Genomic DNA, 26,007 nt, shown 5'->3' on the forward strand with positions numbered 1-26,007 from the left:
CTCCACTCGGGCAAGGCACAAGGGACCCCATTAACACTTATAAATATTTGTTCTCAAAATTAGATTAAATAAGAATTAAAATCTTCCCCTTTAGTCTTTAACTAAAATCTTTCTCTACAACAATACCCACCGATTTTGCCTGTGCGACCGCATCAGGTTTACGCAATTTCAAACGGATATGCTTAATCTGAAAGTGTTGATGTAATTGTTCTATCACTTCATAAGCAACACGCTCAATCAGTAAAAATGCCCGTTTTTCAACATAATCTAAGATAAATTCACTCACTTCAGCATAATTTAAACAAAATTGGACATTATCTGTTTTTGCAGCTTGCTCACTATCCCATGCCATTTCAATATCAAAGATCAATTTTTGTTTTATCTTTTGTTCCCAGTCATAAACCCCAATTTGCGTGAATACAACGAGCTCCTCAATAAAAATATACTCTTTTGCCATCACATTTTTTCCTTACCCAAAAAGAAATTCAGGTGCGTATATTATCAATTTTGCTACAATAAGCGGAAGCTAAAATGCGTCAAAAGGAAAATGAAATGAGTCTATTTGCTATTTGTTATATGTTACTTGCCTATCTAATTGGTTCAATTTCTAGTGCAATCATTCTCTGTAAACTATTTCATCTTCCTGATCCGCGTGAGAATGGCTCACACAACCCAGGGGCAACCAATGTATTACGCATCGGTGGTCGCCTCCCCGCGTTGTTAGTCCTTATTTTTGATATTTTAAAAGGTATGCTACCTGTTTGGCTTGGCTACTATTTACACTTAACTCAATTTGAATTAGGCATGGTAGCATTAGGCGCTTGTTTAGGACATATCTTCCCGATCTACTACCAATTTCGTGGTGGCAAAGGGGTAGCCACTGCTTTTGGTGCAATCGCCCCTATTGGCTGGTCAGTTGCTGGTTTTATGCTAGGTATTTGGTTATTTGTCTTTTTATTGACTGGCTACTCGTCGTTAAGTGCTGTTATTGCTGCGTTAACCATTCCTTTTTACGTCTGGTGGTTTCGCCCTGAATTTACCTTTCCAACCGCATTAGTTTGTTGTCTCCTTATCTATCGTCATCACGACAACATTCAACGTTTATGGCGTGGACAAGAAGACAAAATGTGGGATAAGTTAAAAAAGAAGAAATAGCTATTACTGTAACGTAAATCTAATTGGCACTTTTTGTTCTGCAGATAAACCTGCTGGTCGAGCACCAACACTTTTCGCTCGTGATACAGCTGCTAATGCAGACTGATCTAATTCATCGTAGCCTGATGAGCGATGTAGTCGCACATTCTGGATTGTACCATCATTCATTAAAATAAATTCCACTACGACAGTTCCTTGGCGACGCAACATTTTTGCACGTTGCGAATACCGTTTATGGCGCTCAATTTCTTTGCGTAATGCCGAACGATAAGCTGCTAACTCATCACGGCTCGTTCCTGCCCCTTGCAAATTTTGCTGATGAGCGGTGATTGGCGCCCCTTGTGCTTTGGATTGGATTTGTGGTGATGGTTGCTGATGTTTTTTCTTCCGCTCTTGCTTTCGCTCAACGGGCTTCGGTTCTTCTCTTTTCTTTTTGACAGGTTCAATCACTTTTTTTACTGTTGGATCAGGAATAATCTCCGTTTTAGGTTCAATTTTTGCTACTTCAGGCTGCGGCGTTTCTTTTACGACTTCAGGCTCCACTTTCTCCTCTGAGAGGATATTTGCCGTTAATAACTCCATCGAAATAGTTGGCGAAAGTTCGCCGCTTATACTATTTGCACTTTGCTCACGCTCATGTCCCAATGACCAAACAATACTAGTAAATAACACACCATAAATAAAAATTGTTAGGAAAAATGCAGGTTTTGTGTAATGAACATTCATTACTTCTCTCCCTTATCTTTTACCGTAACAATCGCCACATTTTTGATCTCATTTTTACCTAATAAATCAGTAATCGTAACAAACTCTTGGAAAGTTGCTTCAGAATCAACTTTTAATGTTACCTTTTGGGTTTTATCCCAAGAGGCAATCTCTTGCTCCAATGCTGATTTTTCAATCGGTTTATCATTAAAATAAAGTTTACCCTCTTTGGTTACCGTCAATAACTTTGCCAACTCATCAGATTTAAATGCCACAGTGCTACTTGCTTTAGGCACATTCACTGGAATCTTACCTTGTGAAATAAAGGAAGCGGTAATTAATACAATCGCCAACAGCACTAACATAATATCAATGAAAGGAATAATATTAATTTCATCAAATTTTTTCATTGTTACGGCTGCCTATGCTTGTTGATTTTCTTGCCAAGACTTCCATTGCAAGCGTTTTACTTCAACTTTTCGTCCTAGACCGTTGTAAAACATCATTGCTGGAATAGCGACTAAAATGCCCACTGCGGTTGCTTTTAATGCTAATGATAGATGTAACATAATCGCACTAGCGTCAATATCACCACCCGATTGCCCTAATTGATAAAACGTTAATAAAATACCAATCACAGTACCAAGCAATCCAACATACGGTGCATTGGCACCAATCGAAGAAATAATGGTCAAATGACGAGTTAAATCAATTTCGAGATCGTGGCGATTTTGATACTTTTTAATATCAATGCGATGCAAAAAGAACATACGTTCAATTACCAGCCAAACCATTATAAAACTCATCAATGTCAACAAGCCTAAAATAATGTAATCGATATACTGCTCTAAAAAGTGAAATACACTATCCATTTTCATTCCTTAAAAATATGATAAAACGTGATCGTGGCGCTACAACCTGATACTTACAAGAATAAATATTATTGCATGACTTATTCTTTCATTAGTAATGCGTATTATTCTTAAAAAGAATACTATTGCAAGATGTTTTTGAGAATTATTCTTATATTTATTTATATTTAGATCGTATTGCACAAATAATAGCCATAATTAATAAAATTCATAAAATAAAAATGATAATAAATATTATTTGCTTTTTATGAGTTTGATGATAAATTTATTTATGCAAATTATTGCAAAAAAACAAACTTTTTATTTGTACAATCATTATGTTAAGGAAAATGGATATGCCTAAAAGATTTACACTTACCTACGCCAGCCTTGCAATATTAAGTGTATTGGGGGGGGGTACTAATGTTGTTTTTGCTAACAACAACTCACAAACATTAGATGAAATTGTTGTTTCTGAACATCAAGGTAAAAAAGTTGAAACCAATATTGTTACTGCTGCTGAAATGAAAGAAAGTACAGCAACGGATATGAGAACGCTACTTTCTAAAGAACCTTCCATTGATTTCGGTGGTGGAAATGGGACTTCTCAGTTTTTAACCATTCGTGGAATGGGGCAAAACTCTGTCGATATAAAAATAGATAATGCTTATTCAGACAGCCAGATCTTATATCATCAAGGACGATTTATTATTGATCCATCTTTACTTAAAACGATTTCTGTACAGAAAGGGGCTGGTTCAGCCAGTGCGGGTATTGGAGCAACCAATGGCGCAATTATTGCCAAAACCGTTGATGCCTTAGATTTATTAGCAAACAGTAAGCGTAATTATGGTATTAAAGTAAATGCAGGTTATTCCACTAATGATGGTTATACCTATGGAACAACATTATTTGGTAAGTATGGTAACTTTGACGCATTATTTTCTTACACGCGTGTCAATGATCACGATTATCAAGCAGGCAAAGGTTACGCCAATCACAATGGTAAGAATAGCGTACCTTATAGCGGTTTAGATAAACGCAGTTACTTAATTAAACTCGGTGCCACATTCGATAATCACCGTTTTGTATTAAGCCACTTACAAGATCAACACCGTGGTGTACGTTTAGTACGAGAAGAATTTGCTCTCGATGCGGCACGTTTAAGCCTTACACGCCAATCCCCTTCTTACCGTGAAACCACCTTGCAAAATACCAATTTAGAATGGACGGCGAAAAATTTAGGTTTTGTCAGCGAACTCACCGCCAATGCGTATATGATGGAAAATAAACGTTATTCTGCTGATGACAAAGGCTGTGGTTATTGCGGCAATATTGAAGGACCAACCACCACAGTAATTGAAACACGCGGTGCAAATATCAATTTTGACTCCCCGATTGGTGAAAATGTCTTAGTAAAATATGGCGTAAATTATCGTGATCAAAAAATCAAACCGCACGCCTTTTTAAACCCAACATACACACTGACATCGCCAACGAAAGCTGATATAGGCACTTATGTAGAAGCAATCACCACTATCAGTGATTTTATTTTTACCACAGGTTTGCGTTACGATTATTTCAAACTCAAAGCGATGGACGGCAAAACAGTCTCTGCAGGTCAGTTCAACCCAAGTATTGGAGTAATTTGGCTAGCCAGCGATAATTTAAGTTTTAGTGCAAACCACAGCTATGCGTCTCGTAGTCCACGTTTATACGACGCCTTAATGACACATGGCAAACGAGGGGTAATTTCGATTGCCGATGGTACAGTTGCAGAACGCGCGAGAAATACAGAGATCGGCTTTAACTATAAAAATGGCAACATTACCATTGACGGTAGCTATTTCTGGCAAAAAATTAGCGATGCAATCGCCAATCCACAAGATAGACACGGTATAAAAACTGTAAAAGAAACTGTCAATGCTGGGTATATCCGTAACCACGGTTATGAACTAAGTGCAGCCTATACATTAAGCGGCTTTACCGCACGTGTTGGCTTGTCTGAAAGTAAACCACGTATTTACGATACCCACCCAGAAAAACTTTTAAGCAGCAACCCAGAATTTGCTGTACAAGTGGGCAGAACATTAACCACTTCACTCTCCTACCGATTTGAACAGCCAGATGTGGAAATTGGTTGGAGAAATCGTTCAGTCAAAGGGGTAAAAGGTTCAGTGTTAGTACGTGAAAATCAAGACCCAAATACCAACGTGGTTGAACGTGCAGGCTACAGTGTGCATGATTTTTATCTTAACTGGAAACCGTTTAATGATGATAGTATGAATGTTAATGTTGCGCTTAATAACGCCTTTAACAAATTCTACTATCCACATACTCAACGCGGGCAAACCTTACCAGGCGTGGGTAGAAACCTAAGTGTAGGCATAAATTACACATTCTAATATTTGCTGATTTTAACAGCCCTGTTTCTCCTATTTTCGTTAGCGAATTAACAGGTGATATAAAAAAGGAGATTGTTTTTTAACAACCTCCTTTAATACATAATATCTGCTTGTACAGCAGTAAAGAACCAATAAAAAATTGATCGTTTTCTAAGCTACCTGTGCGGTAGGAATGAAGAAGAGGAAGTTATTTTACATTTCTTGCAGTTTCTAAGCTACCTGTGCGGTAGGAATGCTATAAAACCAGTCCGTTTATGATTATGAGTTTTTCTAAGCTACCTGTGCGGTAGGAATGCATCATACCAGCGACCCTTTGCATCTTTCATTTTTCTAAGCTACCTGTGCGGTAGGAATGAGTGTTAAAAGCGGCACTGGCATTGACGATGTTTTCTAAGCTACCTGTGCGGTAGGAATGATAGGGCTATTGTTGGGGATTTGATGGGGATTTTTCTAAGCTACCTGTGCGGTAGGAATGTAGAGTATTCTTCTTACTAATACTAGCAATATCAATTATTAAAGAACATTTAAATTAAAATACCCTTTTTTCTGAGCGTATATATAACCTATTGATTTTTAAAAATATATATTTTGCTCTGGAAAAAAGGGTTTTTAGTATTAAAAATCAGGAATGGTTGCAGTTGCTTCTTTACTTAAACCATAACCAGTAAATATTCCCTCCTGGTGTGCTGTACATACCACACGTTTTATTTCTAACAACATTTTTGCTTGATTTGTGCTGGCACTTTTTAGAAATACATGAGGGTATCTGTTCACCTGCTGCTGTTTTAGACGCATATTATCTAAAACTTCATCAGAGAAATCACCTCTTGCTTTCATACGTTTTTCTGCACGTTTCAAAGCACTATTTCCCTTATGTTGGATACGTTGAAAACGAACAGGGGTTGTTTCCTCGGGAATTTTTACGATTTCTTGAATAAGAAAGTAATTGCGTAATGGTTCTAATTGAAAATGAATAAATTCTAAATCTATTTGGGAACCAAATAGGCGAATTATCCAACCTAAACCACGATTTTGTTGGTATTTAGGAAAGCCAATCCCAATTCTTCCTTCATAAGGTGGCAAAAGTTGATGTAATGTTTGCATTGCGTAAGCCATTACATCAGAATGTTTCATTTCGAGTTGAGGAATGGCTTTTAATTCAATGTAATGTGTTAGTTGATTCATATTTAGTCCTTACCGCTTGCACCGAAAACCCCACCACGAATAAGAACGCTAATAACATAGTGTTGTTGTTCTAATGGTGGTTCTTTGCCGTTTAGAATCCAATTATCAAATAGCGAATAGAAGTCCATTTTTTGTTTAGGTTGACGGAAAGCTCGTCCTAGATTAGTTACTGCACCATAAGGTTCAACGGCAATCGGGAATTGTGCATTATCATCATACCAAGTATCAATGGTACGAATGGCATTGCCAATTTTTTGTGAGTGCAATCCTGCAATACCTTTGACTTGATAGAGAATCTTACTTTTTCGATTGTTTGAGTTATCTAGCACTAATTCTTGAGATGGATAAACTTCTTGTCCCTCACCCACTTTTACTTCTGCTTTTACTTTTATCAGGGTGAATTGCTTACCTTGAAAACCTTGCTCAATATATTCAGCAAGTTCTGTCAGTTTTTCATCTTGATAGGTAAAGCTATTCAACGGAAGTTGTTTAACATCAGTAAATTCAAGGGTTTTGTCGCCTAATTTGACAGAAATGTTTATCTCTTCTGCCCCCATTCGATTACGCCATAACCAACGACCATTGATAATATTATAAGCATAACGATACGCTAATTCTTTTGTACCAATTTTTTCTAAATAACCTTGAATAGTGGTTTCTAGGGCTTCTTTATATTCTGGGTTGTTACAAACATTAGGTTTACCTGCAAAAGGAAGGACTTTACAACTCCATTGAACAACCAATGTATCATTGGTGTGATCTAAAGCAGCAATATCAACTGTTTGTAAATTCGGTTTATCAATTTCGGCATCTAATTTTGTTGGATCATTTGAAATCGCATTTTTAAGGCGATTAGAAATGGTGCCTCGTACTGCTTTTTCGGTAATTTTTACAGGGGATAACTGATCTGATGTTGCTGATTTTTGGAAAAAGATTGCATCAGAAATATCTAAACGACGTTCAAAAGCGAGAACAGTTGCGGTAATAAGTTTGGTCATTGTACTTCTCCTTGTGTGAATAAAAATAAATTGTCTTGTGTATGGGTATAACGCCAGAAATATTGGCTAAATCGATCTTTGAGATGATAAGGAAATACCCATTGTCCTAAACTATAAATCACTTCAACATATTGACTTGGATAGTGTGGGGAGCGGCAGTTTTGTAGTTCACCCGCCTCAAATTTAGGGTAGATCCCTTGGTAACCGATAGGAATTGGCACCAGCCAACCACGTTCTTGTTTGGCACTATGAATATTCCATTCGCTCTTTTTCTCGGATTGTGTTGGAATATGGTGTAAACATGCGATTTCAAGCAATGCGTCTAATGCAGTCGCATTTGGGTTTGCCGTATAGAAAGAGGAAAGCGGTTGCTTGTTTTCATCTTTCATCATCGTAATTTCACCATTAGCAATATGATGTTTGATGCCAGTTTGTAGCTCTTTAGTAATAGCCCGTAAATGCTGGTTTGCCTCTATCAAGACAAATGCAGGCTGGATACTACGTAAAAGTTGATCGCTGGCTGATGGGGTAAATAATTCAACATCAGGAACCGCTAATACACTCCCGCCAGCAATTCGTTGGTGTGCTAATAGTTCGGCAAGATAATGGGTAAATTCTGCTGCATTTTCAGGGTTAGCCAAAGTATCTTGAAAACCTGCTGTCGTCATGACTTCTACAACAAGATGAAGATCTAAATGAATTTTTCCTTCTTCAATAATTGGTGCATTACTGCCGTCCTTTTTCAAGGGATTACGGGTTTGTTTAAAGGTGTAATCTGCATATTGATGTGGTCGATAGGCTTGCAATTCATAATGATGGCAAGCAATTAATACTCCATTCAGTGAAGCCTCTGGATAACGCTGTTGCATTTTTCGGCTTAAATTATGGATAGCACCAACAAACCCACTAATAGCAGGGAAGCCGTAAGTTAACGGGCTTGAAATCGCATTAGCTTGGTGAATTTTAATATGTTTAAACAGGAGATAAAAATTTGCTTCTGACATAAAAACTCCTAGTGTTGTTGTCTTAATTTGCGTTTAAAGACTTTACGCCACTCATTAAATTCAGCAGTAGAAAAGTCCGATGCAATGTTTTTGAAACGTTGTTTGAGATGATGATTAACCCAACCCGCAAACTGTTTTGCCACTTCATTGTGCCAATTTTCTTTATCATATTCGAGTTGAAATGCTTCTTCGCCCTCTAACTCACCTCTTTCAGGATCTAACCAATATTTTTGATTAATATTCATAAATTGATAATCCTTACTCCAACCAGGTGTACGTTGTTGATAGAACTTAGCAATGCTAAAAATCACATCGATCATTTCTACAAGGGCATCTTTCCGTTTATCCCGTTCGGTATATACATTTTTTTCGGCTAATACAACATCAAATAGGTGGTCAAATAATGGCTTACACTGCCAATAGAGATCATTGTCAAAAAGCGTATTATTCGTAAATTTGTATGATGCTGAAAAAATAGGGGGTAACGAGGGAAGCAAGTAATGTTTACCCGTCTGTTGGCTATTGAGTGATGAGACGTTTTGAGGTTGTGAGCCACCTAATTTAATGATAGCTAAATCATTGATAGTTGGATAAGCGTATTGCTCAACATTATCTTTTTTGCGGTTTTCACGTGCAATTTTAGTGTCATCAGAGAAACGTATGTGTTGGATTTTATTATAAATAGTATGGGTTAAAACAGTTGGGTATAAAGGGATAATACAATGGTAATGATCAGAGGTTATTTTTTCGGGTTCAAGTGGCCAAAGTAACTGTTTATTTTTTTCATAGGTTATCGGTTCTGTAATCTCATTTAGTAATGCTTTTTGAAATTGATGTTTATAAAAATCCGATAACTGTTCATCTTCGGAAAAAGCCTTTTTTAATAAGGGTGAATCCATTAACAACAAATCACGTAGTAGCAAGTTCTCTTTTTCATCAACCACTATATTTAGAAAGGCGACTAAAGGTAATGCCGCAGCGTTGCCACTCGCATCGAGAATATTTTCAGAAACAAGTTGAGAACCAACAAATTGATGTAATACGGTTTGTCTAAAATTGACATTGTTTCCTTTAGAATCGGGGTGAAGTGGTTTTGATAAATGAGTAGAAAAGGAAATTTGTTTTGCCATTCGATTAGCGGCTTCATTAAGCCAATTTTCAGGTAAGTATTTTTGTTCAATTTCTTGGATTTTTTGTTCTATCTTAGCAATTTCTTCTGAAGAAGTGGCTTTAGCCAACTTTTTACGTTCATCTTCTATCTTTTTGCTGGCTAAAGATTTTAGATAATTGTTAATGAGTTTATTGAGCATAGCGAACCTCTTAAATTTGGTGAAATGATGTTCTAATTGTTCATATTATATAGATTTTTTTCTTTTTAGCAATATTTTTAAAAATTAAAAAATTTATCGTGGATTATATGTAATGATGAAGGAGATTGAAAGTGATTAATTCTTTAATTAGTATAAGCAGCTTGTTCTAATATGAAGAATTCTTCATAAAGAACAACTTCTTTATCGTATAGGTAGCTTAGAAAGTAAGTTTAGTTGATGCAAGAGCTAAAGCTCAGTTTACTGCCGTATAGGCAGCTTAGAAAAGAACCGCAAGGTTCACTTTCACACTACAAGAGTTTACTGCCGTATAAGCAGCTTAGAAAGCTGTCGGCACAGAAGAAAAGCCGTAATTTTGGTTTACTGCCGTATAGTTAGCAAAAGTTGGTAGAGCGTTGTATGGCGATCAATGGCGTGCAAATTTAGCACGCTCACTTAACGTTGATGAAAGGCGAATCCCGCAGTGGGAGGTAGGTAGAAGACCAATACCGCTCGGTGTAGTAAACGATTTAATTGACTTGCTAGAAAAAAACGAAAAAGAAGTTAATAGTTTATGTAACGAGTTAAAAAAATAAAAAATATCTAACTCATTTATTTGACAAATAAAATATCATGTTATACCAAATAATTATATTTAATTAATGGACTTAACTAAAATCAGCAAGAAAGGCAAAGAATGTTCCCCCATCTGATACAAGGTGTAATATGAAACGAGAAAAATTGTTAGATGAAGCGGATAAGCCCTGCGTATGCTACCCTTTGATCAAGCTGTTTGTAAACTAGTTCACAAAGCTCTTCAATATCCATTTTCATTTGTGCCAAAATCCCGATCATTTGCCCATCAGGGCTATCAGGGGCAAGATTAATATTTTGTCCGTAAATTTCTCTAAAACCACGCTCAAGCCGTGCAACTATCGTATCTAGCCGTTCAATGCTGATACCGTTTTCTGTGATTTTTGCCATAATAGTTCCTTGTTATGGTGTATCGCAATGCTTTACACTTTACGATTTTTAATGTATAGTGTGGCTATACAGTGAGGTAAAAAATGATTTTGTCGTTCAAACATAAAGGTGTTGAATTATTTTTTAAAACGGGAAAAACAACAGGCATTCAAGCTAAGCACGCCAATAAACTAAGATTGTTACTCACGGCGTTAAATGCTGCTAAAAGCCCTTACGATATGAATGTACCGAGTTGGTCGCTTCATCAGTTACAAGGTAATCTTCTCGGGCATTGGTCAGTTAAAGTAAATGGCAACTGGCGTTTAACCTTTAAATTTGAAAACGGTCACGCTGAAATTGTTGATTACCAAGATTACCATTAGGAGCGATTTATGATGATGTACAACCCAGCACACCCAGGTGAAATATTAAGGGAATATATTGATGGCTTTAGTGTTACTGATATTGCACAAAAACTTGGCGTAACTCGAGTAACACTATCTCGCATACTAAATGCCAAAGCCGCAGTATCCCCTGAAATGGCATTGCGTTTAAGCCATCTTCTCAAGACTTCTCCTGAGTTTTGGCTAACAATGCAAGTAAATTATGACTTACAACAGGCTAATCAACGGCTCAATATTGCTATTGAACCTCTATTCAATTAGTCTAATAACTCCCCCGATTTTCTTGTCCGTATATGTCGAGATAATCAATGGAGATGGTGAGTTTTCGAGTATTGGGATCAAAGTGCGATTGGTAATCGGTAATTTGTTTTACGCCCTCAGTGGTTAAAACCTGTTTTTTTACCTGTCGCTCTAAATCGGCAATATCTACCGCTCGCCCCATTTTTTCTAGCCACGGTAAGTCGAGCAACAAAACAAATGACCTTTCCTATCCCTTCGGCAAATTTGACTACATTGTCTTTAATAATCTGGTTGTTGGCGATCACCTACTTTTTGACGATTTCCAAGGATTTTTTGAATAGTTGTCGAGAGTAGGGAGATGCAGCACTAATTCGGGGTAATTTTCTAAGCTATCAGTGTGGCAGGAATGGAGATTCTAAGAAAAAAGCAAATATTGGTGGATTTCTAAGCTGTCTATACGACAGTAAACAAGGGAAAAAAGCCAAAGAACTGATTGCATTATTTCTAAGCTGCCTATACGGCAGTAAACTTTTGGAAGTAGCGAAATTGATTAGTGGCAATTTTCTAAGCTGCCTATACGGCAGTAAACGAATAGGTGGCTCTTTTTTCTTTGGGATATATTTTCTAAGCTGCCTATACGGCAGTAAACTCGCAAAAAATATTGATGGCTTTGCGCAAAATTTTCTAAGCTGCCTATACGGCAGTAAACTGACATTAACCGCAAAATGTAAAGGCGAAATTTTTCTAAGCTGCCTATACGGCAGTAAACGCAAGCATTACAGACTTAAAAAAAAATCCGATTTTCTAAGCTGCCTATACGGCAGTAAACAAGAAGCCATTGATAATCTTGCTTTTACTATTTTTCTAAGCTGCCTATACGGCAGTAAACGGCAGCTTTAATGTCTTTGTTCGTGTCCTCAATTTCTAAGCTGCCTATACGGCAGTAAACTGGTTTCTGATACCACTTTCTTTAAAATCTCATTTCTAAGCTGCCTATACGGCAGTAAACTAATACCGCATTTTCTCAAGCGGATTTAGATATTTCTAAGCTGCCTATACGGCAGTAAACGCCACGTCCATTTATGAAGATGAATGGCGAATTTTCTAAGCTGCCTATACGGCAGTAAACAGTGCAGCATTGGCTGTCATCGGCTTAATTTTTTTCTAAGCTGCCTATACGGCAGTAAACGTTTTGAGATTACTTCTGCTTACCGAGCGTTATTTCTAAGCTGCCTATACGGCAGTAAACAACGAGTAATGATGTACTCAATGTAACAAACATTTCTAAGCTGCCTATACGGCAGTAAACATTTCAATATATCTTCGTTTTTCTTATGTTCATTTCTAAGCTGCCTATACGGCAGTAAACACCTGGATCAACTGTGCAACTTAAAATGAATGTTTCTAAGCTGCCTATACGGCAGTAAACACAGGGCGTGGTTTATACGGAGGTGATTAATGTTTCTAAGCTGCCTATACGGCAGTAAACGATTTTCGAGAGTTTCATACTGTTTTTCTCTATTTCTAAGCTGCCTATACGGCAGTAAACTAATAGCGGGGCCTATTATTGGTGGTTTTGCATTTCTAAGCTGCCTATACGGCAGTAAACACTTGTCTCCTGTTTACTCCCCTGAGCTTGAGTTTCTAAGCTGCCTATACGGCAGTAAACTTGGCTGATGCCTCATATTCAAACGGCATATATTTCTAAGCTGCCTATACGGCAGTAAACGATCTCACAAGCCTCTCTCATAATATCTTGTATTTCTAAGCTGCCTATACGGCAGTAAACTAGAATAAAAACTCACTTTATCATAGATAAGACAAGGATTGTAAGGAAAAATATGTTAATTACCCTTTTTTTAGAAGAAAATAAAAAATAATAAAAATCAAAAAGTTATATTCTATAAAGAAAAAAGGGTAAAACTTATTTAGGATATTCAAGAAACAAAAACATCTAATTATTACGAATTAATGTAGATTTTAGTAAATAAATCACAATATGCCCTCTCCGTTTGGTTTAGGGCATATTGAGTATGCTGGGTAAAAGTGCGGTCGGTTTTGACCGCATTTTTAGGCAAAGATTAAATTTTAAAGATACGGGTTTCACCCATTGGCATATCAATCGCAAGGCTAAGTTTTCCGCCCATAGTTTCAACATAACGCTTGAGAGTAGAAAGGCGTAATTCATTGCCACGTTGCTCAATTTGCGCAACAGCAGGTTGTGAAATACCTAGCGCGTCTGCGAGTTGCTTTTGTGAAATTTCCATTTCTTGACGAATAAGAGAAAGCCCTGATTCTAGTAATAGCTCATCAGTCATTCTTTCTATATCTTGGCGATCTTCTGGGGAAAATTCATCTAAGAATTGTTCAAATGTTTTCATCTTATTTCTCCAAGTTTGCTAAATAAGCGGTAAATTCAGCATCTGCTAAGGCAATCATGCGTTTATAAAAGCGTTTATCGTTACTTTTATCGCCAGCACAAAGTACGATGGCTTGACGTAACGGGTCAAAGGCAAAAAAAGCTCTTAAAGGTTTACCTTGATGTTGAATGCGTAACTCTTTCATATTGGCATATTGCGAACCTTTAATTGTATCTGCATAAGGGCGAGAAAGTTCAGGACCGCTTATTTTCAATAAGTTGAGTGTAGCAGCAACGCTTTTCTTTGTTGGAATATCCTGTTGATCAAGCCAACCTGAAAAACAGTCTGTAAAGAGAATATTCCACTGATGATTTATAACCATTATTTACCTTATAAGTTATAGCTTATGTATAAATTATAACTTATTACCTTGAGTTGTCAATTATTATGAGATTTATTTTCTGCTGTAGTTAGCAAGGTTATTTTTGATTTCTAAGCTACCTATACGGCAGTAAACATATTCTTCAGATTTCATCGCCAGTTTTGGCTTTTCTAAGCTGCCTATACGGCAGTAAACAAAACGGCGATTACAGCAGTAGCTGTTGGATTTTTCTAAGCTGCCTATACGGCAGTAAACTGTGATCAATATTATCGACACGTTCACCAATGTTTCTAAGCTGCCTATACGGCAGTAAACTGGTTAGATGTTCGAGCGGCTGCGGGAATGACTTTCTAAGCTGCCTATACGGCAGTAAACACTCACGCACTGCTTTCACCACAAACGGTAACTTTCTAAGCTGCCTATACGGCAGTAAACCTTTGTTGATGAAAAGAAAATATAAGGTGGTCTTTCTAAGCTGCCTATACGGCAGTAAACTTGTCAGCGTGCTAAATAACATACTCGATTATTTTCTAAGCTGCCTATACGGCAGTAAACTTTTGCCTGATTTGACTCTGGCACGGCGAGCATTTCTAAGCTGCCTATACGGCAGTAAACTATAATCAAGCACAGCAAGCACGCAACGTGCTTTTCTAAGCTGCCTATACGGCAGTAAACGCAACTTGCCGAAGCAATGTCAATGATTGAACATTTCTAAGCTGCCTATACGGCAGTAAACTTGAATATCTCAAAGGGTTTGGCAAACAACAATTTCTAAGCTGCCTATACGGCAGTAAACAGCTTTTTTTGTGTTATTGGGTTGGATAGCGTTTTCTAAGCTGCCTATACGGCAGTAAACAAAAAGTGGCGTTTTATTGGGCATGACACGCTTTTCTAAGCTGCCTATACGGCAGTAAACTTATCGCCCGAAAATGCAATTAAAGCCATTTCTTTCTAAGCTGCCTATACGGCAGTAAACTAAAGCCTGTTATTGAAGCACTTCAACAAGGTTTTCTAAGCTGCCTATACGGCAGTAAACTAGCAACCAAGAACAGAAAAGCACTGCCAACTTTTCTAAGCTGCCTATACGGCAGTAAACAGGACAAAAATGGAAATGTTGAAACGCATTGGTTTCTAAGCTGCCTATACGGCAGTAAACGATGACCAACTTGGTTTGTTCCGCAATATGATTTTCTAAGCTGCCTTTATGGCAGTCTAAAATAGCGATTTTTTAAGTTATTGAATTTAAAAAGAAAGAATGGGTGTTAGAAAAGATAGAGTTCCGAAAAAAAGTGCGTTTTTCCGAAACTCTATTTTGTTGGATTGACTGTGCGTGTTTTACGAATGTAACGTTGTGTCATACGTACAGACTTATGACCGAGTTGTTTTTGAGCTGATTCATCAGTATATGCAAGAGCAGTATCAGTACCTGCTTTTGCACGCAGATCTCTGAATTGAAATTCAGTAATCTCATCTGCTAGTTCAGGGTATTTTTCTAATGCAACTTTCCGCAAATTACGGAATCTTTCGCTGAGTGTTGTTCTTCTTAGTTTCCCTCCTCGTGAATGCAAAAATAAATAACCTGAGTGTGTTTCCATTCGCCTTGTTATAATTTCTGCAAGTTGTCCGATTAAGTTAATTCTCACTTTAGCTTTTGTTTTTTGCTGTGTGATATGCAATATCCCATCAAATATGTGGCTAGTATGAATGTTGCAGACATCAATCGGTCTTTGTCCTGTCAAATATGCAATATCCATTAAATCTCGCATATTTTGATCTGCAAGTTCATAGATTTTGTTATAGATGTGGTCCTCAACATATACATCTCTTGATTCAAGCGTGTATTTAGTTACACCATCGGTTGGACAAATTAGATTTGTATAGCCCCATTCACGGGCAAAAGACCATATTCTATGGAACATTTCAACTTCAAAATTGGCGGCTCGTGGCGTATCTTTTCGCCATTCAAGATACATTTTGATGTGCTTTGCTTGTATTTTCTCAAGTTGAATCGGTGGATCTCCGAAAAATGACATTAACCTATTTGTTGCCCATCTATAATTGTCTTGGGTAGATTTTGCTTTATTATCAAGCTGTGAATTGAGATACCGAGTAGCGACAGTGATAAATGTTGTAATTTCGGTTTGGGTTGATCTATCAAGATTTAATTCTGCAGCTTTGAGTACTGCGATGTGTTTATCATTAGTTTTTAGAGAGATTTCTTTTCCGTCCGCTTGAACGTAGTAATAGTAATTTACTAACTTTCCGTTTTTTCGCTTTCTCCGACGGCAAAGTAGATGCTGTGGTAAGCCGTTATTCTCGTTTTTTCGAGGTCTTGCCATTTTGATCACCTCTTTTAATAATATTAGGTGTCCATTCTGTGTCTATAGTGGGTTCTACGTTAACCCGTTTTTTTGACTTGCGATTGAATTCATCTTTATGTACAAATGGGTCTCCAGCTAATGTTAAGAAAAAATTTATTCCATTTTTATTAAGCACTTTGATTAACCGTGATTTTTGAAAAACATTGAACATCTGAAATAAGTCTTTTTTAAAATAAAAATCTTGATTAATGTCAGTCATACTTCCCTCTATAAACAACTGTCTATGCGTTCTTTTGATAATTCGTAGTAATGTGGATTGAGTTCAAACCCTACTGCATCAAAGCCTAATTTTTTGCAAGCAATCAAACTACTACCGCTGCCGACATGCGTATCTAGAATAAGTTGACCAGCTTTGGCGTATCTTTGTAATAGCCATAGATATAAATTCACGGGTTTTTGTGTTGGATGTATGCGTTTTTCATTTAGTCTTTTGTTACCTTGTGCTACATAACCTTCCTCAATACTTTTACCCTGCAACATACCGTTCCACATATAACGAAAAAGCCTTACGCTATCGTGTAAACTGCAGTATGCGATTTCACAATCGCTGAAAGAATTTTTACCATTAACCTTATCCCAGATAATGCGACCTGGACCAAATGTATAATTAAAATAATTAACTCCCCAGATTATTTGATGTTTGCTAACTCTGAATAATTCTTCAAAATAATCTGCAGTGGGAACAGTCCAGGTGTCTGTCGGTGTATAAAAACGTTGCACCCCAATTGGACTAATTTTTCTGCCATAGAACTGCCGTTTATTAGGTCCATCAAAATATGGCGGATCAACAATAGCTAAATCAAAATATTTATCTTTGTACTTTTTTAATGCCGTTACACAATCCGCATTGTGATATTCGATCATACTTAATCCTCCCAGCCGTCATGCCATTCAAGAATTCTCATCGTATCTCCACGTTCTCGCATCGTATTATCAAAAGTGAAGCCGTGTTTTAAAGAGTAGTAATTCTCGAATGTGTGTAACTTTCCATTTGATAACATAATTCTCACTTGATATAACCCGTCTAGCTTCGGATAGTCACGTTTTGCAGTGCTATGCCACTGATGTTGCTTTGTGTTGTGTCTAGACATTGCTTGATATTCCTCCAATAAAAAAGCCTGAAAAAAATCAGGCTTTTTATTCACTCATTTTCAAACTACTCATCTTCTTCATCTTTAAAGAAAACGATTAATGTATTATCGTTATAGCTGATAATCATATTTTTTACATACTTGTCTTCTTTTAATTCTTTAGTTATCTTTGTCATTCGTTGATGAATTTTTGCGTTATCAATTTTCATTTTTTAATACCATTATTTAATGATGTCGGCGAAATTGATTTCGTTGACATGATGTAAGATGATGTATTCAATATAAAACCATGCTAGGTTTTGCTAGTGATGGCTGCGGTGGTTTTGGTAGTGGTTGCCAGTGCGAAACTTCAACTGTTTCATCAGTGCATACGCCAGAAAAATTGACTGGGGAAAACCAATACTCTCCGTCTCCCACTTCTCTAGATACGATAATAATTAATTCTTTATCATTAATAATACATCTACCTAGTATTTCAGTTTCTATTGGCGGAAGTTTTTCATTTATATCAATCCAGCCATTATTAGCATTGGCGTTATTATCATCATTTTTATACTCCACTTTATAATTGAGTAATGCTTTAGCCATAGCTTTAGCACCTTCTTTAGTTTTAAAAACTAGACCATCATTAATTAACTTTTCGTGAAAATCATTTTTTTTGTAAAATGCATCACAATCAGTATTACCGCTAAAAGTAAGTTTCACATAATAATAAAGATTGCCATCTTCCCAAGTTTCCATAGTAACTGGTTCTGGTACTTCAATGTCGTTAATAAATCGTTTTGGTTCTTCCCACATCCCGATAACATCAAGAAATGTTTCATGGTTTGTAACAGGTTCACACATCCCATACGCATCCCAAGCAATTTCAACACAATTACTGTTATTATTAATATAATACCCTATGTATGGTATGTTAGAGCTAGTTTTAGGTAGTTTAAATTTAATAAACGCTTTCATACCATTTCTTAATACTACAGGTTCACCAGCTAATGCTTCTTCTAAATTAAATGGTTTCATAGTTATCAATCCTCTTTTATTCCAAACTCATCAATAAGTTTTTTCATTAATTCTGATATTTCCCCAGTCATTAATACAAAATCAGCATCAAAGCGTTGAGCAATATCTTCTTTCAAAATATCGTCATTTCTTTCATGTATAACATCGGCAAATTTAATACGCTTTAAAGAAGCATCTTCATTAAGCACAAAAGACAAGTGATTTTCCCAATCTAAGGCTAATTTTGTTACTAATTTACCTGCTGTTAAGTGACCTCGAATATCTCTATCGTAAAGGTCTTGATTTTTACAGCGAATACTTGATCCATTATCAAAATCTTTAAATTCGCCATCTTCTAAACAGGTAAGCCATTGTGGCAATTCATCATTAAGTAACCAGTATGTCATCGTGTGAGCCAATTCTTTTGCAAAAGCAAAAGGGACAACAGGCAATGAACCAAGCGATTTTCTTAATAATGCCAAGACATCTTCTGCTCGCTTGCTAGAAGCTGCATCGATATAAATTAAGTCATTCACACTATCAATCCATAATGCAGTACGTTGATGACGACTAAAGGCACGGGTTAATAATGTTGCCACAACATCATCTTTTAACGCTTGTTTCTCGGTTTTCTTGAGTTTGCGTTGTTGTGCTGCTTCTAATTCTTGTACCCGATTGTCTAATGCTTCTTTCACCACGCTGCTTGGTAAAATTTTCTCTTCTCGGTGTGCAACTAAAAGAATTTGTCCGCCAACACTAAAATGCAGTAACTCACTTTCATTCAATGGGGCTTGCCAACCAAATTTTCTTAGATCGCTCGAACTGCAAGGCGTGAATTGATGTTGAGCAAGATTATTTTGTAAATCTTCTAATGACCAGTCTAATTTTTTAGTTAAACGGTAAACCAGAATATTTTTGAACCAGTACATAATTTATTCTCCATAAAATAAAGTATTAAATCATCTCTTAAGAATGGATTTAGTTTCACTTCGTAGTATTTTTTCATTATAAACGCCTAATCTAATATTATATCTTCAAATAAGATAGCTGGGTTGTACTCTAAATAACATCTAACAACTTCAAAGTCTTTAGGTTTATTTTCTTCAAAAAGAATTATATATACCGCTTCATCTTCATCATCAATCATATCCCACACGCCATTAGGATATAACTTATCAAATATCTCTTGTGCTACAAAAGATGAGCAACTCCCTTTTGTTTCATACTGATAATATTCTTCATTTTTAATATCATTCAATATTTCTTTTTCTGTTGGCTTATAGGTATAACGTATATAACAAAAAGTATTTAATTTGCTCATAAGTGCTCCATAAAAAAGCCCTCAATCGAGGGCTGTTATTAACTTTATTTAAAAGTTAAAGGTTTAGCTCTTTTATTTGCCGCTTAATTTCATTTTCTACTTTGTGAATATTTTTATGATGCTCATCGCAAAGCCAAATTACATTAAGTGGAAGTGAATAATCGAAGTGATGAGCTTGACCTATCTTTCCGCATATCAAGCAAGGTTTAGATTGAATTTTTCCACATCTAATTGCATTATTTAAAATTAAATGAGCATTATAAATTTCAGCATTATTTTCTCTGAATTTTTTATTTGCTGCATTATGTGATTTTTTGTAATTATCAGTTTGTTGGTATATTTTTCTGGCCTTTATCCTATGCGGTAAATTATTTCTTTTTCGATCAAACTCTCTGTAATAATCGATATTTTTTAATCTATTTTGTTTTACTCTTAATTTAATGCACTCCTTACAATGATTTTTATCTGATATGTAAAATTCTTTATCTGATTTATCTTGATTGCAACTTTTACAAAACATAAAGCTCCTAGAATGGTAAGTCTGATTCATCATCAAACTCAGTTTGTGGTGGTGTTTTTGATATGCCACTCGCTTTAGCCTGAGCATATGCATTCGGTTTATTTGACTGAGCTTGTAAGTTAGCTTGTGAGTTAGCTTGTAAGTTTGAGCTTGATTCGTTGCGACTATCTAACATTTGCAACGTATCAGCATGAATTTCTGTTAGATAGCGTTCTTGTCCATTTTGATCTTGCCATTTGCGAGTACGGATTTTGCCTTCAATATAAACTTTTGAACCTTTGCGTAAATATTGACCTGCGATTTCTGCTAAACGGCGGAATAATACAATGCGTATAAATTCAACATGTTCAGTAATTTCACTTTGTTTATTTTTAAATTTTTCATTTAAAGCGATAGAAAAACTTGCCACCGAATCACCATTCGGGAATTGCCTGATTTCTGGGGTGTTAGTTAAATTTCCTATAAAAATACATTTATTGATACTCACTACACATTTCTCCAAATCTTATAATTTTTAATATCAATTATTGTTCTTGTGCTCACACCAAAAATTAAGGAAAGCTTTTTTATGCTTTCCCCTAATTTTAGTTTTAGTCTAATTTCATTAACATTATCTGGTGATAGTTTGTTATTAAATACCCGCCCTTTTGTTGTCCTATTTTTTCTGGAGGCATCCATCATATTTTCTTTTCTTGTACCTATAAATAAATGATCTGGATTAACACATTTTCTGTTATCACATGTATGGCAAACATCAAGATCGCTTCTGACAATTCCATATTTAAGTAAGGCAGAAAATCTATGGGCATACATAGTTTTTCTAAAAGGATTAAACCTTCCATACCCATTATTATGAATAGAACCTATCCATTCCCAGCACCCAGTATCTTTATTTACATCTATCTTTGCTAAGAATCTCTGTTTTACCTCATCAAGAGAGTAATTTTTTCTACTTCCTTTTCTCATAGAATCACCTTATACATAGCATTACATAGCTTCATCAATAAGTTGTTGATAATACTGTTGTGCAATTTCAACTCTATTAATGATTTTTTCTATAATTTCCTCATCACGTTTAATCGTAACTGTGGTAATTCTTTTCTCTTGTGGTATTTGCTCAACAAGATCGATAAATTTTTCTGGATTTTCCCAAGATAAAATCATCTCTGGCGGAGTAGGAAATAAGCAGAAATCAATTTGGGCTTCTTCGCAATCCCATAACCACATATAACCTTGCATTTGAATATCATATCCAGCTTTTTTAGCCTTATTTTCTGCTTCATCTTTGAAAAAAGGATGTGTGCCTATATCCCACGAGCATTTTGTGTCTATAATTAATTTTCTGGTTGGTACATAAATATCACATTCACCAGTAATCCAATTATTTTCTCGTCTTTCTTCATTCTTTTTTAAAGCGAGCCCACGTTTTAGACCGCTTAATTTAATTGCTTGAGCTTCAAGTAGATTGCCTTTTTCTGTATATTTATTTCCCTCAAATGATTGATAACCAAAGAGGTCATATTTAGCTATTTCGCGAACAGCACTTTTAGCTGTATCAGAAATTGATTTATCTTTTGCTGCTGGCATTAATTTATGTAGCATTGAGCATCTAGCTTTCATTTGATACATTTTGGTTCTCCAATTTTTCTAATTCTGCATATTGTTCTTGAGAAAACTCAAATCCGTTATCACATAAATCTTGTAAGGTGGTTTCTTTGTTTATAATGTTTTGCTTGCATTGTTCAAAAACTTCACCGCTTACTGTCATGACTGAATATTCAGCATCTTGAACTTTTTCATTATCTGGATAAGAGAACTCTCCTTTGTCGCTGTCTTTAATAATTGATTGATCGGCTAATACAGCGGATTGCATTTCTACGGAAAGTGGGGCTTGTTTAGATAAGAGTAGTTTTAAAACAGTTTTTAATGCCATAGCTTCAAAGTTATCAACCCAAACGCCATAATTTTTCTTATAACTTTGGCTATATTTTAGTGCGTGCTTTTTAACTTCATCGTGGCTCATGTAAAGTTCAGCAGAGAAGTCATTAATTAGCCTAAAATAAGCATAGTAACCAATAGGGATTTCCTTTTCTTCTGGTTCTTGTTCCCAGTCAAATTCAAATCCGTTGATAAAGTCTTTTTTTACTAATTGTTTTTTATAAACAGGAACAGCAACAAGCCGTTTAAATTGTCCACTGCGTTGAGCTAGTTGGATAAATCCTTTGTAACCAATTTGGAATTGAGCTTCTGTTGTTTTTTCTTTGCTATTTCTGTAAGGAACGATATAAGCAAAACCTAATCCATTTTGTAGTGGTAGATTAAGCGTTGCAGCCATACAAGCGGCGTTAAATATACTTTTCGGGTCTGCGTTAATTAGCATAGTGTTACTATTAGCAATTTGTAGAACGCTAGTTGCAAATGTTGCTGCATTTTTCCCTAATAATTCTTGTAATTTTTGTTTTGCGACTGGTTTTTCAAAAAAATCTCTTAAAATTTGAGCTGGTGGAGTCTTTACTGCTTTAGTAATGTTTTGATTTTGATTCATAATTTTTCTCTCTTATTTATAATTTCTGCCGTAATTTTTTTATTTTTTTGACAATACTTGTATCGTGTTCGGATAAATGCTTAATACGGTTATTAATAAAGGTATTTACTAAATCTGTCGTGGCGAAGTTATAGTTTTTACCGCCAAACCATTCATTAACTACCTTACCTTTTTTGATAATCTCAACAGGGTAAAATCCTAACCCTTTAGGGTGTTCGAGGATTTCCCAGTATCTATCTTGTACTTTCCGTGTTTTAACTATCATCTCAACCCCTTAGCTAATTGTTCTCTGATCTCTGCTTCGTGTTTAGGTGATAATGGTCTTTGATATTCACCATATTCTTGCTTCCATTCTTGATTAGCCCATTCTTCCCAAGCTAATTGCTCTTCGTTTAATTCGGTCTCAAGATTTAACGTATGGTCGTAATAGTCGGTATCTTTGTCGTATGTAGCAGCTTGAGCAGGCTGGCAACTGATACCCAAAACAAAGGCGATAAATATTGCGATGACAAGGTATAAAGGTTCATGCGTGAATTTCATTTTCTGTTTCCTTTTTAATCAATTTGGTAAATTTAGGGTGCAAGAAACCGCCTCACGAAAAAGTAAGGTAAGGCGGTTTATTTGGATTAAATTAGAAGTTAGTTAATCGTTTTGGTTTTGGCTGTTCATCAAGCAGGCTTAGCATTCCTTTGATGAACATAATGCGTTCACTTTTTGCTTGAACATACTTTCTGGCTCGTTCTAAGGCGTTTTCAGTTGGCATATTGAGGTTATAGAGATAATGCCCACCGATAAATTTGTCTATATCTTTGCCAATATGTGGATATTCCTTGCGGATTTTTACTCCCATTTCATATGCACCGTTAAGCGAGTGATAGAGATTAGCAATAATGCGAATGGCTTCTTCGTCTGCTTCGGCTTCGGCAAGGGGTAAAGGTTGTTGTTGCATTTTTTGCAACGACCTACGTTCGCATTCGATGAAGTATTTGCGAACCATTCGCCCTTTTTCGTTACGTTCGACCATTGCAAGTTCTTTCCCCATATCAAGGGTAATGTGGTATTCCTTGCGTGGTCTGCCAGCAGTACGTTCGGTAACGATTATGTAGTCTTCGTTTTGTTGAAAGCCGTAGTCGGTGATGCGGTTACTTATCCAATCGTTGTAACGAGATGTAATTTCTAAAAATGAGTGTAGATCACGAGCATTGCAAAGTTGAACAGATTGATTTGCAATTTGACCGTTGAATACAGTAATTAGATTTGAATTTGTCATTTTGATTAACCTCAAAGAATAAGTTTTCAAAACTCATCACCGCAGAGACCAATCATTGGTGATGAACTAGGCAGAATTGGTCTTACCGCTCTTTGAGGATTACGGCGTCCTTTCGGACTTCCACCTAGCTCACCATTGGACTTTTACTAAAATTTTAGTAAAAGGTTCTTTTTGGACTTTTTCAGAAATTTATGAAAAAGGTAGATTTGCTAGTTTGTGGCTATAAAAAAAGCTACCATTTAGGCAGCCATTCATTCACCGCCTCAAAGATATTCAGGAGACCAATCCCGACTTTCAGATTTTGCTGAAAGTACGATTATCTTAATCCGAATGGGCGGTGGTGTCAATAGCATTTTATCAGACTCGTGCCGTAAAACTCCGTCCTTCAGGGCGGAGATATAAGGCAATTGCACATAATATCTTGAAATGATATTCTAAGTGTTGCTCCTTATTTGAACAATTTACTGAATTTAGGGTGCAAGAAACCGCCTCACGAAAACGTAAGGTAAGGCGGTTTATTTGGATTAGAAGTTGGCTAGTCGTTTTGAGCTTGGCTGTTCATCAAGTAGGCTTAACATTCCTTTGATAAACATAATCCGTTCGCTTTTTGTGTGAACGTATTTTCGTGCTTTCTCTAAGGCGTTTTCAGTTGGCATATTAAGGTTGTAGAGGTAATGCCCACCAATAAACTTATCTATCTCTTTAGCAAGATGTGGTTGTTCCTTGCGGATTTTTACACCCATTTCATACGCACCGTTAAGCGAGTGATAGAGATTAGCGATTATTCGGATTGCTTCTTCGTCTGCTTCGGCTTCGGCAAGGGGTAAGTTTTGTTGTTGAGGCTGTTGCGTTTCTCTATCAAGAATATCTAGCACCCATTTTCTAAAATCTTTAGCAACTTTGGTATGTGAAAGCATTCCAATTAAGTGGCAACCACGCAAGCTGAAAATACGTACTTTTTGTATGCCACCGTTAGTTTGCATATCAATAAGTGCGGTCATATTTGGCGTAAATTCGTCTTTATGATTTTCATAAAGCTGAGGAATATTTGCATTTGGATTTTTATAACCTAATGCCTTACCAACTTCTAAACCTGTAAACCAAATTTGGTTGTGGTAATCAATAACTGAAAGGGTAGCGTTTTGAAATGTTAAAGTTGTCATAATTTTGTTCTCTTGGATAAATTTTAAAAACTCACCACGAGCAACTGCGATTACTGGTGATGAACTAGGCAAGGTTCGCAGTACCGATCCAAGAGTTTCGGCAGACCTTTCGGTCTCCTTACCTAGCTCATCATTGACAACTTTGAAAGTCTTAAAGGGACTATTGATTTAATAGTACCTCTGATTTGCTAGATTTTGGCTATAAAAAAAGCCGCATTGAGCGACTATCATTTTCACCGCTCTTGGATATTCAGGACTGCGATCCCGACTTTCTTTTGAAAGTGCGGTTATCTTAATCCGAAGTATGGCGGTTTGTCAATAAAAAAGGCGTTGTTTGAACGCCTTTATGAAATTTAAACTTTTAAGACTTTGTTAAGGATAACAGCAATTCCAACCATAACAAGTGCAAAAATAATTAAGCCGTATGTCATTTGTTTTCCTCCTGTTTTTGTTTGTATCTACGAATTATTCTACCACTTTGTAATGCCGCATAAGCACCTATGAGAAGTAATAGCGAGTTAAATGTTTTGATATAAATTGGATCTTTACCATATAGCATAACAGGAATAGCGAGAATTGCAACTTTAGCGATGTCATTGGCAATTTTAGCCCAATCGTCTAGGGTTTCTTTTTCAATCGGTCTTTTAAATAAGTTGATCATATTTATAACCTTGTTGAGTTTGTGAAACTCACCACGAGCAACTGCGATTACTGGTGATGAACTAGGCAAGGTTCGCAGTACCGATCCAAGAGTTTCG

General features: G+C 36.2%; 33 protein-coding genes and 3 CRISPR repeat arrays. Of the genes, 4 read left to right on the forward strand and 29 right to left on the reverse strand.

Annotated features, from left to right (window positions below):
• Nucleotides 1–97 precede the first annotated feature (97 nt).
• Nucleotides 98–457 (reverse strand): dihydroneopterin aldolase, encoded by a 360-nt coding sequence (folB, locus tag ACFFHK_RS02515; protein WP_382368804.1) that lies wholly within the window; start codon nt 455–457, stop codon nt 98–100.
• A gap of 95 nt (nt 458–552) precedes the next feature.
• On the opposite strand from folB, the gene plsY reads away from it, so the two are divergent.
• Nucleotides 553–1,155, forward strand: a complete 603-nt coding sequence (plsY, locus tag ACFFHK_RS02520; RefSeq protein ID WP_382368955.1) for a glycerol-3-phosphate 1-O-acyltransferase PlsY — start codon at nt 553–555, stop codon at nt 1,153–1,155.
• Nucleotides 1,156–1,158: 3 nt separating this feature from the next.
• On the opposite strand, the gene ACFFHK_RS02525 is transcribed toward plsY, so the two are convergent.
• The 3 genes from ACFFHK_RS02525 to exbB are packed head-to-tail and all read right to left on the reverse strand — an operon-like array spanning nt 1,159 to nt 2,732.
• Nucleotides 1,159–1,881, reverse strand: coding sequence for an energy transducer TonB (locus ACFFHK_RS02525; RefSeq protein WP_382368807.1), 723 nt, complete (start codon nt 1,879–1,881; stop codon nt 1,159–1,161).
• Complete coding sequence (gene exbD, locus ACFFHK_RS02530; protein WP_382368810.1) at nt 1,881–2,270, reverse strand: TonB system transport protein ExbD; 390 nt, start codon at nt 2,268–2,270, stop codon at nt 1,881–1,883. Before exbD ends, ACFFHK_RS02525 begins: the two co-directional genes overlap by 1 nt.
• A gap of 12 nt (nt 2,271–2,282) precedes the next feature.
• Nucleotides 2,283–2,732 carry a TonB-system energizer ExbB gene (gene exbB, locus ACFFHK_RS02535; protein ID WP_382368813.1) on the reverse strand — a complete coding sequence of 150 codons (450 nt, stop codon included), beginning with the start codon at nt 2,730–2,732 and terminating at the stop codon, nt 2,283–2,285.
• Nucleotides 2,733–3,067: 335 nt separating this feature from the next.
• Here exbB and ACFFHK_RS02540 point away from each other — a divergent pair, with 335 nt between their 5' ends.
• The gene (locus ACFFHK_RS02540) at nt 3,068–5,116 is read left to right on the forward strand and encodes a TonB-dependent receptor domain-containing protein (RefSeq protein ID WP_382368816.1); all 2,049 of its coding nucleotides are present in this window, start codon (nt 3,068–3,070) and stop codon (nt 5,114–5,116) included.
• A gap of 147 nt (nt 5,117–5,263) precedes the next feature.
• A CRISPR array of direct repeats spans nt 5,264–5,591; the repeat unit is 28 nt; unit sequence TTTCTAAGCTACCTGTGCGGTAGGAATG.
• A gap of 140 nt (nt 5,592–5,731) precedes the next feature.
• On the opposite strand, the gene cas6f is transcribed toward ACFFHK_RS02540, so the two are convergent.
• From cas6f to ACFFHK_RS02565, 5 genes are all read right to left on the reverse strand, one after another.
• Nucleotides 5,732–6,301, reverse strand: a complete 570-nt coding sequence (gene cas6f, locus ACFFHK_RS02545; protein WP_382368819.1) for a type I-F CRISPR-associated endoribonuclease Cas6/Csy4 — start codon at nt 6,299–6,301, stop codon at nt 5,732–5,734.
• A gap of 2 nt (nt 6,302–6,303) precedes the next feature.
• Complete coding sequence (gene csy3 / locus ACFFHK_RS02550) at nt 6,304–7,299, reverse strand: type I-F CRISPR-associated protein Csy3 (RefSeq protein ID WP_382368822.1); 996 nt, start codon at nt 7,297–7,299, stop codon at nt 6,304–6,306.
• Nucleotides 7,296–8,303, reverse strand: a complete 1,008-nt coding sequence (csy2, locus tag ACFFHK_RS02555) for a type I-F CRISPR-associated protein Csy2 (RefSeq protein WP_382368825.1) — start codon at nt 8,301–8,303, stop codon at nt 7,296–7,298. Before csy2 ends, csy3 begins: the two co-directional genes overlap by 4 nt.
• 8 nt (nt 8,304–8,311) lie before the next feature.
• Nucleotides 8,312–9,613 carry a type I-F CRISPR-associated protein Csy1 gene (csy1, locus tag ACFFHK_RS02560; protein ID WP_382368828.1) on the reverse strand — a complete coding sequence of 434 codons (1,302 nt, stop codon included), beginning with the start codon at nt 9,611–9,613 and terminating at the stop codon, nt 8,312–8,314.
• Between the two features lie 741 nt (nt 9,614–10,354).
• Nucleotides 10,355–10,594, reverse strand: coding sequence for a hypothetical protein (locus ACFFHK_RS02565; protein ID WP_382368831.1), 240 nt, complete (start codon nt 10,592–10,594; stop codon nt 10,355–10,357).
• A gap of 83 nt (nt 10,595–10,677) precedes the next feature.
• Here ACFFHK_RS02565 and ACFFHK_RS02570 point away from each other — a divergent pair, with 83 nt between their 5' ends.
• Nucleotides 10,678–10,956 (forward strand): type II toxin-antitoxin system RelE/ParE family toxin, encoded by a 279-nt coding sequence (locus tag ACFFHK_RS02570; protein WP_382368834.1) that lies wholly within the window; start codon nt 10,678–10,680, stop codon nt 10,954–10,956.
• Between the two features lie 15 nt (nt 10,957–10,971).
• Nucleotides 10,972–11,238, forward strand: coding sequence for a HigA family addiction module antitoxin (locus tag ACFFHK_RS02575; protein ID WP_382368958.1), 267 nt, complete (start codon nt 10,972–10,974; stop codon nt 11,236–11,238).
• A gap of 1 nt (nt 11,239) precedes the next feature.
• Here ACFFHK_RS02575 and ACFFHK_RS02580 read toward each other — a convergent pair whose 3' ends face one another.
• The 20 genes from ACFFHK_RS02580 to ACFFHK_RS02675 all read right to left on the reverse strand — a co-directional run bounded on the left by ACFFHK_RS02580 (nt 11,240) and on the right by ACFFHK_RS02675 (nt 25,910).
• Nucleotides 11,240–11,449: a contractile injection system sheath initiator gene (locus ACFFHK_RS02580; RefSeq protein ID WP_382368837.1), complete on the reverse strand. Its 210-nt coding sequence runs from the start codon at nt 11,447–11,449 to the stop codon at nt 11,240–11,242.
• Between the two features lie 209 nt (nt 11,450–11,658).
• Nucleotides 11,659–13,007: a CRISPR direct-repeat array (repeat unit 28 nt; unit sequence TTTCTAAGCTGCCTATACGGCAGTAAAC).
• Nucleotides 13,008–13,298: 291 nt separating this feature from the next.
• Nucleotides 13,299–13,598: a helix-turn-helix domain-containing protein gene (locus ACFFHK_RS02585; protein WP_382368840.1), complete on the reverse strand. Its 300-nt coding sequence runs from the start codon at nt 13,596–13,598 to the stop codon at nt 13,299–13,301.
• Between the two features lies 1 nt (nt 13,599).
• The gene (locus tag ACFFHK_RS02590) at nt 13,600–13,959 is read right to left on the reverse strand and encodes a type II toxin-antitoxin system RelE/ParE family toxin (protein WP_382368843.1); all 360 of its coding nucleotides are present in this window, start codon (nt 13,957–13,959) and stop codon (nt 13,600–13,602) included.
• A gap of 107 nt (nt 13,960–14,066) precedes the next feature.
• A CRISPR array of direct repeats spans nt 14,067–15,175; the repeat unit is 28 nt; unit sequence TTTCTAAGCTGCCTATACGGCAGTAAAC.
• A 91-nt stretch (nt 15,176–15,266) separates the two neighbouring features.
• A complete protein-coding gene (locus ACFFHK_RS02595; RefSeq protein WP_382368846.1) occupies nt 15,267–16,298 on the reverse strand; it encodes a tyrosine-type recombinase/integrase in 1,032 nt (343 codons plus the stop codon).
• Nucleotides 16,270–16,539, reverse strand: coding sequence for a hypothetical protein (locus ACFFHK_RS02600; protein ID WP_271142408.1), 270 nt, complete (start codon nt 16,537–16,539; stop codon nt 16,270–16,272). Before ACFFHK_RS02600 ends, ACFFHK_RS02595 begins: the two co-directional genes overlap by 29 nt.
• Before the next feature lie 8 nt (nt 16,540–16,547).
• Nucleotides 16,548–17,204 carry a DNA methyltransferase gene (locus ACFFHK_RS02605; protein ID WP_382368850.1) on the reverse strand — a complete coding sequence of 219 codons (657 nt, stop codon included), beginning with the start codon at nt 17,202–17,204 and terminating at the stop codon, nt 16,548–16,550.
• A 292-nt stretch (nt 17,205–17,496) separates the two neighbouring features.
• Nucleotides 17,497–17,640 (reverse strand): hypothetical protein, encoded by a 144-nt coding sequence (locus ACFFHK_RS02610; protein ID WP_382368853.1) that lies wholly within the window; start codon nt 17,638–17,640, stop codon nt 17,497–17,499.
• 67 nt (nt 17,641–17,707) lie between these two features.
• Nucleotides 17,708–18,451: an HP1-YO09 family phage-derived protein gene (locus tag ACFFHK_RS02615; protein WP_382368856.1), complete on the reverse strand. Its 744-nt coding sequence runs from the start codon at nt 18,449–18,451 to the stop codon at nt 17,708–17,710.
• Between the two features lie 5 nt (nt 18,452–18,456).
• A complete protein-coding gene (gene rdgC / locus ACFFHK_RS02620; protein ID WP_382368859.1) occupies nt 18,457–19,359 on the reverse strand; it encodes a recombination-associated protein RdgC in 903 nt (300 codons plus the stop codon).
• Nucleotides 19,360–19,445: 86 nt separating this feature from the next.
• Nucleotides 19,446–19,751 carry a hypothetical protein gene (locus ACFFHK_RS02625; protein WP_382368862.1) on the reverse strand — a complete coding sequence of 102 codons (306 nt, stop codon included), beginning with the start codon at nt 19,749–19,751 and terminating at the stop codon, nt 19,446–19,448.
• 55 nt (nt 19,752–19,806) lie between these two features.
• A complete protein-coding gene (locus ACFFHK_RS02630; protein WP_382368865.1) occupies nt 19,807–20,271 on the reverse strand; it encodes a hypothetical protein in 465 nt (154 codons plus the stop codon).
• 7 nt (nt 20,272–20,278) lie between these two features.
• On the reverse strand, nt 20,279–20,758 hold the full coding sequence (ssb, locus tag ACFFHK_RS02635; protein WP_382368868.1) for a single-stranded DNA-binding protein: 480 nt from the start codon (nt 20,756–20,758) through the stop codon (nt 20,279–20,281).
• On the reverse strand, nt 20,758–21,237 hold the full coding sequence (locus ACFFHK_RS02640; protein ID WP_382368871.1) for an HNH endonuclease: 480 nt from the start codon (nt 21,235–21,237) through the stop codon (nt 20,758–20,760). Before ACFFHK_RS02640 ends, ssb begins: the two co-directional genes overlap by 1 nt.
• A gap of 21 nt (nt 21,238–21,258) precedes the next feature.
• Nucleotides 21,259–21,900, reverse strand: coding sequence for a translocation protein TolB precursor (locus ACFFHK_RS02645; protein ID WP_382368874.1), 642 nt, complete (start codon nt 21,898–21,900; stop codon nt 21,259–21,261).
• Nucleotides 21,881–22,816 carry a recombinase RecT gene (locus ACFFHK_RS02650; RefSeq protein ID WP_382368877.1) on the reverse strand — a complete coding sequence of 312 codons (936 nt, stop codon included), beginning with the start codon at nt 22,814–22,816 and terminating at the stop codon, nt 21,881–21,883. Before ACFFHK_RS02650 ends, ACFFHK_RS02645 begins: the two co-directional genes overlap by 20 nt.
• A gap of 16 nt (nt 22,817–22,832) precedes the next feature.
• The gene (locus ACFFHK_RS02655; RefSeq protein WP_382368880.1) at nt 22,833–23,081 is read right to left on the reverse strand and encodes a hypothetical protein; all 249 of its coding nucleotides are present in this window, start codon (nt 23,079–23,081) and stop codon (nt 22,833–22,835) included.
• Nucleotides 23,078–23,356 carry a hypothetical protein gene (locus ACFFHK_RS02660; protein ID WP_382368883.1) on the reverse strand — a complete coding sequence of 93 codons (279 nt, stop codon included), beginning with the start codon at nt 23,354–23,356 and terminating at the stop codon, nt 23,078–23,080. The genes ACFFHK_RS02655 and ACFFHK_RS02660 overlap by 4 nt, the downstream gene beginning before the upstream one ends.
• Nucleotides 23,357–23,447: 91 nt before the next feature.
• Nucleotides 23,448–24,086 carry an antA/AntB antirepressor family protein gene (locus tag ACFFHK_RS02665; protein WP_382368886.1) on the reverse strand — a complete coding sequence of 213 codons (639 nt, stop codon included), beginning with the start codon at nt 24,084–24,086 and terminating at the stop codon, nt 23,448–23,450.
• Nucleotides 24,087–24,610: 524 nt separating this feature from the next.
• The gene (locus tag ACFFHK_RS02670) at nt 24,611–25,249 is read right to left on the reverse strand and encodes a BRO-N domain-containing protein (protein ID WP_382368889.1); all 639 of its coding nucleotides are present in this window, start codon (nt 25,247–25,249) and stop codon (nt 24,611–24,613) included.
• A 427-nt stretch (nt 25,250–25,676) separates the two neighbouring features.
• A complete protein-coding gene (locus tag ACFFHK_RS02675) occupies nt 25,677–25,910 on the reverse strand; it encodes a hypothetical protein (protein ID WP_382368961.1) in 234 nt (77 codons plus the stop codon).
• Nucleotides 25,911–26,007: the final 97 nt, after the last annotated feature.

It is taken from the genome of Gallibacterium trehalosifermentans (assembly GCF_042433055.1).
Taxonomy (GTDB): domain Bacteria; phylum Pseudomonadota; class Gammaproteobacteria; order Enterobacterales; family Pasteurellaceae; genus Gallibacterium; species Gallibacterium trehalosifermentans.

What these genes read in the sequence shown, in the direction of transcription:
- folB (WP_382368804.1), bottom strand. Translation starts at nt 457, where the DNA reads ATGGCAAAAGAGTATATTTTTATTGAGGAGCTCGTTGTATTCACGCAA.
- plsY (WP_382368955.1), top strand. Translation starts at nt 553, where the DNA reads ATGAGTCTATTTGCTATTTGTTATATGTTACTTGCCTATCTAATTGGT.
- ACFFHK_RS02525 (WP_382368807.1), bottom strand. Translation starts at nt 1,881, where the DNA reads ATGAATGTTCATTACACAAAACCTGCATTTTTCCTAACAATTTTTATT.
- exbD (WP_382368810.1), bottom strand. Translation starts at nt 2,270, where the DNA reads ATGAAAAAATTTGATGAAATTAATATTATTCCTTTCATTGATATTATG.
- exbB (WP_382368813.1), bottom strand. Translation starts at nt 2,732, where the DNA reads ATGGATAGTGTATTTCACTTTTTAGAGCAGTATATCGATTACATTATT.
- ACFFHK_RS02540 (WP_382368816.1), top strand. Translation starts at nt 3,068, where the DNA reads ATGCCTAAAAGATTTACACTTACCTACGCCAGCCTTGCAATATTAAGT.
- cas6f (WP_382368819.1), bottom strand. Translation starts at nt 6,301, where the DNA reads ATGAATCAACTAACACATTACATTGAATTAAAAGCCATTCCTCAACTC.
- csy3 (WP_382368822.1), bottom strand. Translation starts at nt 7,299, where the DNA reads ATGACCAAACTTATTACCGCAACTGTTCTCGCTTTTGAACGTCGTTTA.
- csy2 (WP_382368825.1), bottom strand. Translation starts at nt 8,303, where the DNA reads ATGTCAGAAGCAAATTTTTATCTCCTGTTTAAACATATTAAAATTCAC.
- csy1 (WP_382368828.1), bottom strand. Translation starts at nt 9,613, where the DNA reads ATGCTCAATAAACTCATTAACAATTATCTAAAATCTTTAGCCAGCAAA.
- ACFFHK_RS02565 (WP_382368831.1), bottom strand. Translation starts at nt 10,594, where the DNA reads ATGGCAAAAATCACAGAAAACGGTATCAGCATTGAACGGCTAGATACG.
- ACFFHK_RS02570 (WP_382368834.1), top strand. Translation starts at nt 10,678, where the DNA reads ATGATTTTGTCGTTCAAACATAAAGGTGTTGAATTATTTTTTAAAACG.
- ACFFHK_RS02575 (WP_382368958.1), top strand. Translation starts at nt 10,972, where the DNA reads ATGTACAACCCAGCACACCCAGGTGAAATATTAAGGGAATATATTGAT.
- ACFFHK_RS02585 (WP_382368840.1), bottom strand. Translation starts at nt 13,598, where the DNA reads ATGAAAACATTTGAACAATTCTTAGATGAATTTTCCCCAGAAGATCGC.
- ACFFHK_RS02590 (WP_382368843.1), bottom strand. Translation starts at nt 13,959, where the DNA reads ATGGTTATAAATCATCAGTGGAATATTCTCTTTACAGACTGTTTTTCA.
- ACFFHK_RS02595 (WP_382368846.1), bottom strand. Translation starts at nt 16,298, where the DNA reads ATGGCAAGACCTCGAAAAAACGAGAATAACGGCTTACCACAGCATCTA.
- ACFFHK_RS02600 (WP_271142408.1), bottom strand. Translation starts at nt 16,539, where the DNA reads ATGACTGACATTAATCAAGATTTTTATTTTAAAAAAGACTTATTTCAG.
- ACFFHK_RS02605 (WP_382368850.1), bottom strand. Translation starts at nt 17,204, where the DNA reads ATGATCGAATATCACAATGCGGATTGTGTAACGGCATTAAAAAAGTAC.
- ACFFHK_RS02610 (WP_382368853.1), bottom strand. Translation starts at nt 17,640, where the DNA reads ATGAAAATTGATAACGCAAAAATTCATCAACGAATGACAAAGATAACT.
- ACFFHK_RS02615 (WP_382368856.1), bottom strand. Translation starts at nt 18,451, where the DNA reads ATGAAACCATTTAATTTAGAAGAAGCATTAGCTGGTGAACCTGTAGTA.
- rdgC (WP_382368859.1), bottom strand. Translation starts at nt 19,359, where the DNA reads ATGTACTGGTTCAAAAATATTCTGGTTTACCGTTTAACTAAAAAATTA.
- ACFFHK_RS02625 (WP_382368862.1), bottom strand. Translation starts at nt 19,751, where the DNA reads ATGAGCAAATTAAATACTTTTTGTTATATACGTTATACCTATAAGCCA.
- ACFFHK_RS02630 (WP_382368865.1), bottom strand. Translation starts at nt 20,271, where the DNA reads ATGTTTTGTAAAAGTTGCAATCAAGATAAATCAGATAAAGAATTTTAC.
- ACFFHK_RS02640 (WP_382368871.1), bottom strand. Translation starts at nt 21,237, where the DNA reads ATGAGAAAAGGAAGTAGAAAAAATTACTCTCTTGATGAGGTAAAACAG.
- ACFFHK_RS02645 (WP_382368874.1), bottom strand. Translation starts at nt 21,900, where the DNA reads ATGTATCAAATGAAAGCTAGATGCTCAATGCTACATAAATTAATGCCA.
- ACFFHK_RS02650 (WP_382368877.1), bottom strand. Translation starts at nt 22,816, where the DNA reads ATGAATCAAAATCAAAACATTACTAAAGCAGTAAAGACTCCACCAGCT.
- ACFFHK_RS02655 (WP_382368880.1), bottom strand. Translation starts at nt 23,081, where the DNA reads ATGATAGTTAAAACACGGAAAGTACAAGATAGATACTGGGAAATCCTC.
- ACFFHK_RS02660 (WP_382368883.1), bottom strand. Translation starts at nt 23,356, where the DNA reads ATGAAATTCACGCATGAACCTTTATACCTTGTCATCGCAATATTTATC.
- ACFFHK_RS02665 (WP_382368886.1), bottom strand. Translation starts at nt 24,086, where the DNA reads ATGACAAATTCAAATCTAATTACTGTATTCAACGGTCAAATTGCAAAT.
- ACFFHK_RS02670 (WP_382368889.1), bottom strand. Translation starts at nt 25,249, where the DNA reads ATGACAACTTTAACATTTCAAAACGCTACCCTTTCAGTTATTGATTAC.
- ACFFHK_RS02675 (WP_382368961.1), bottom strand. Translation starts at nt 25,910, where the DNA reads ATGATCAACTTATTTAAAAGACCGATTGAAAAAGAAACCCTAGACGAT.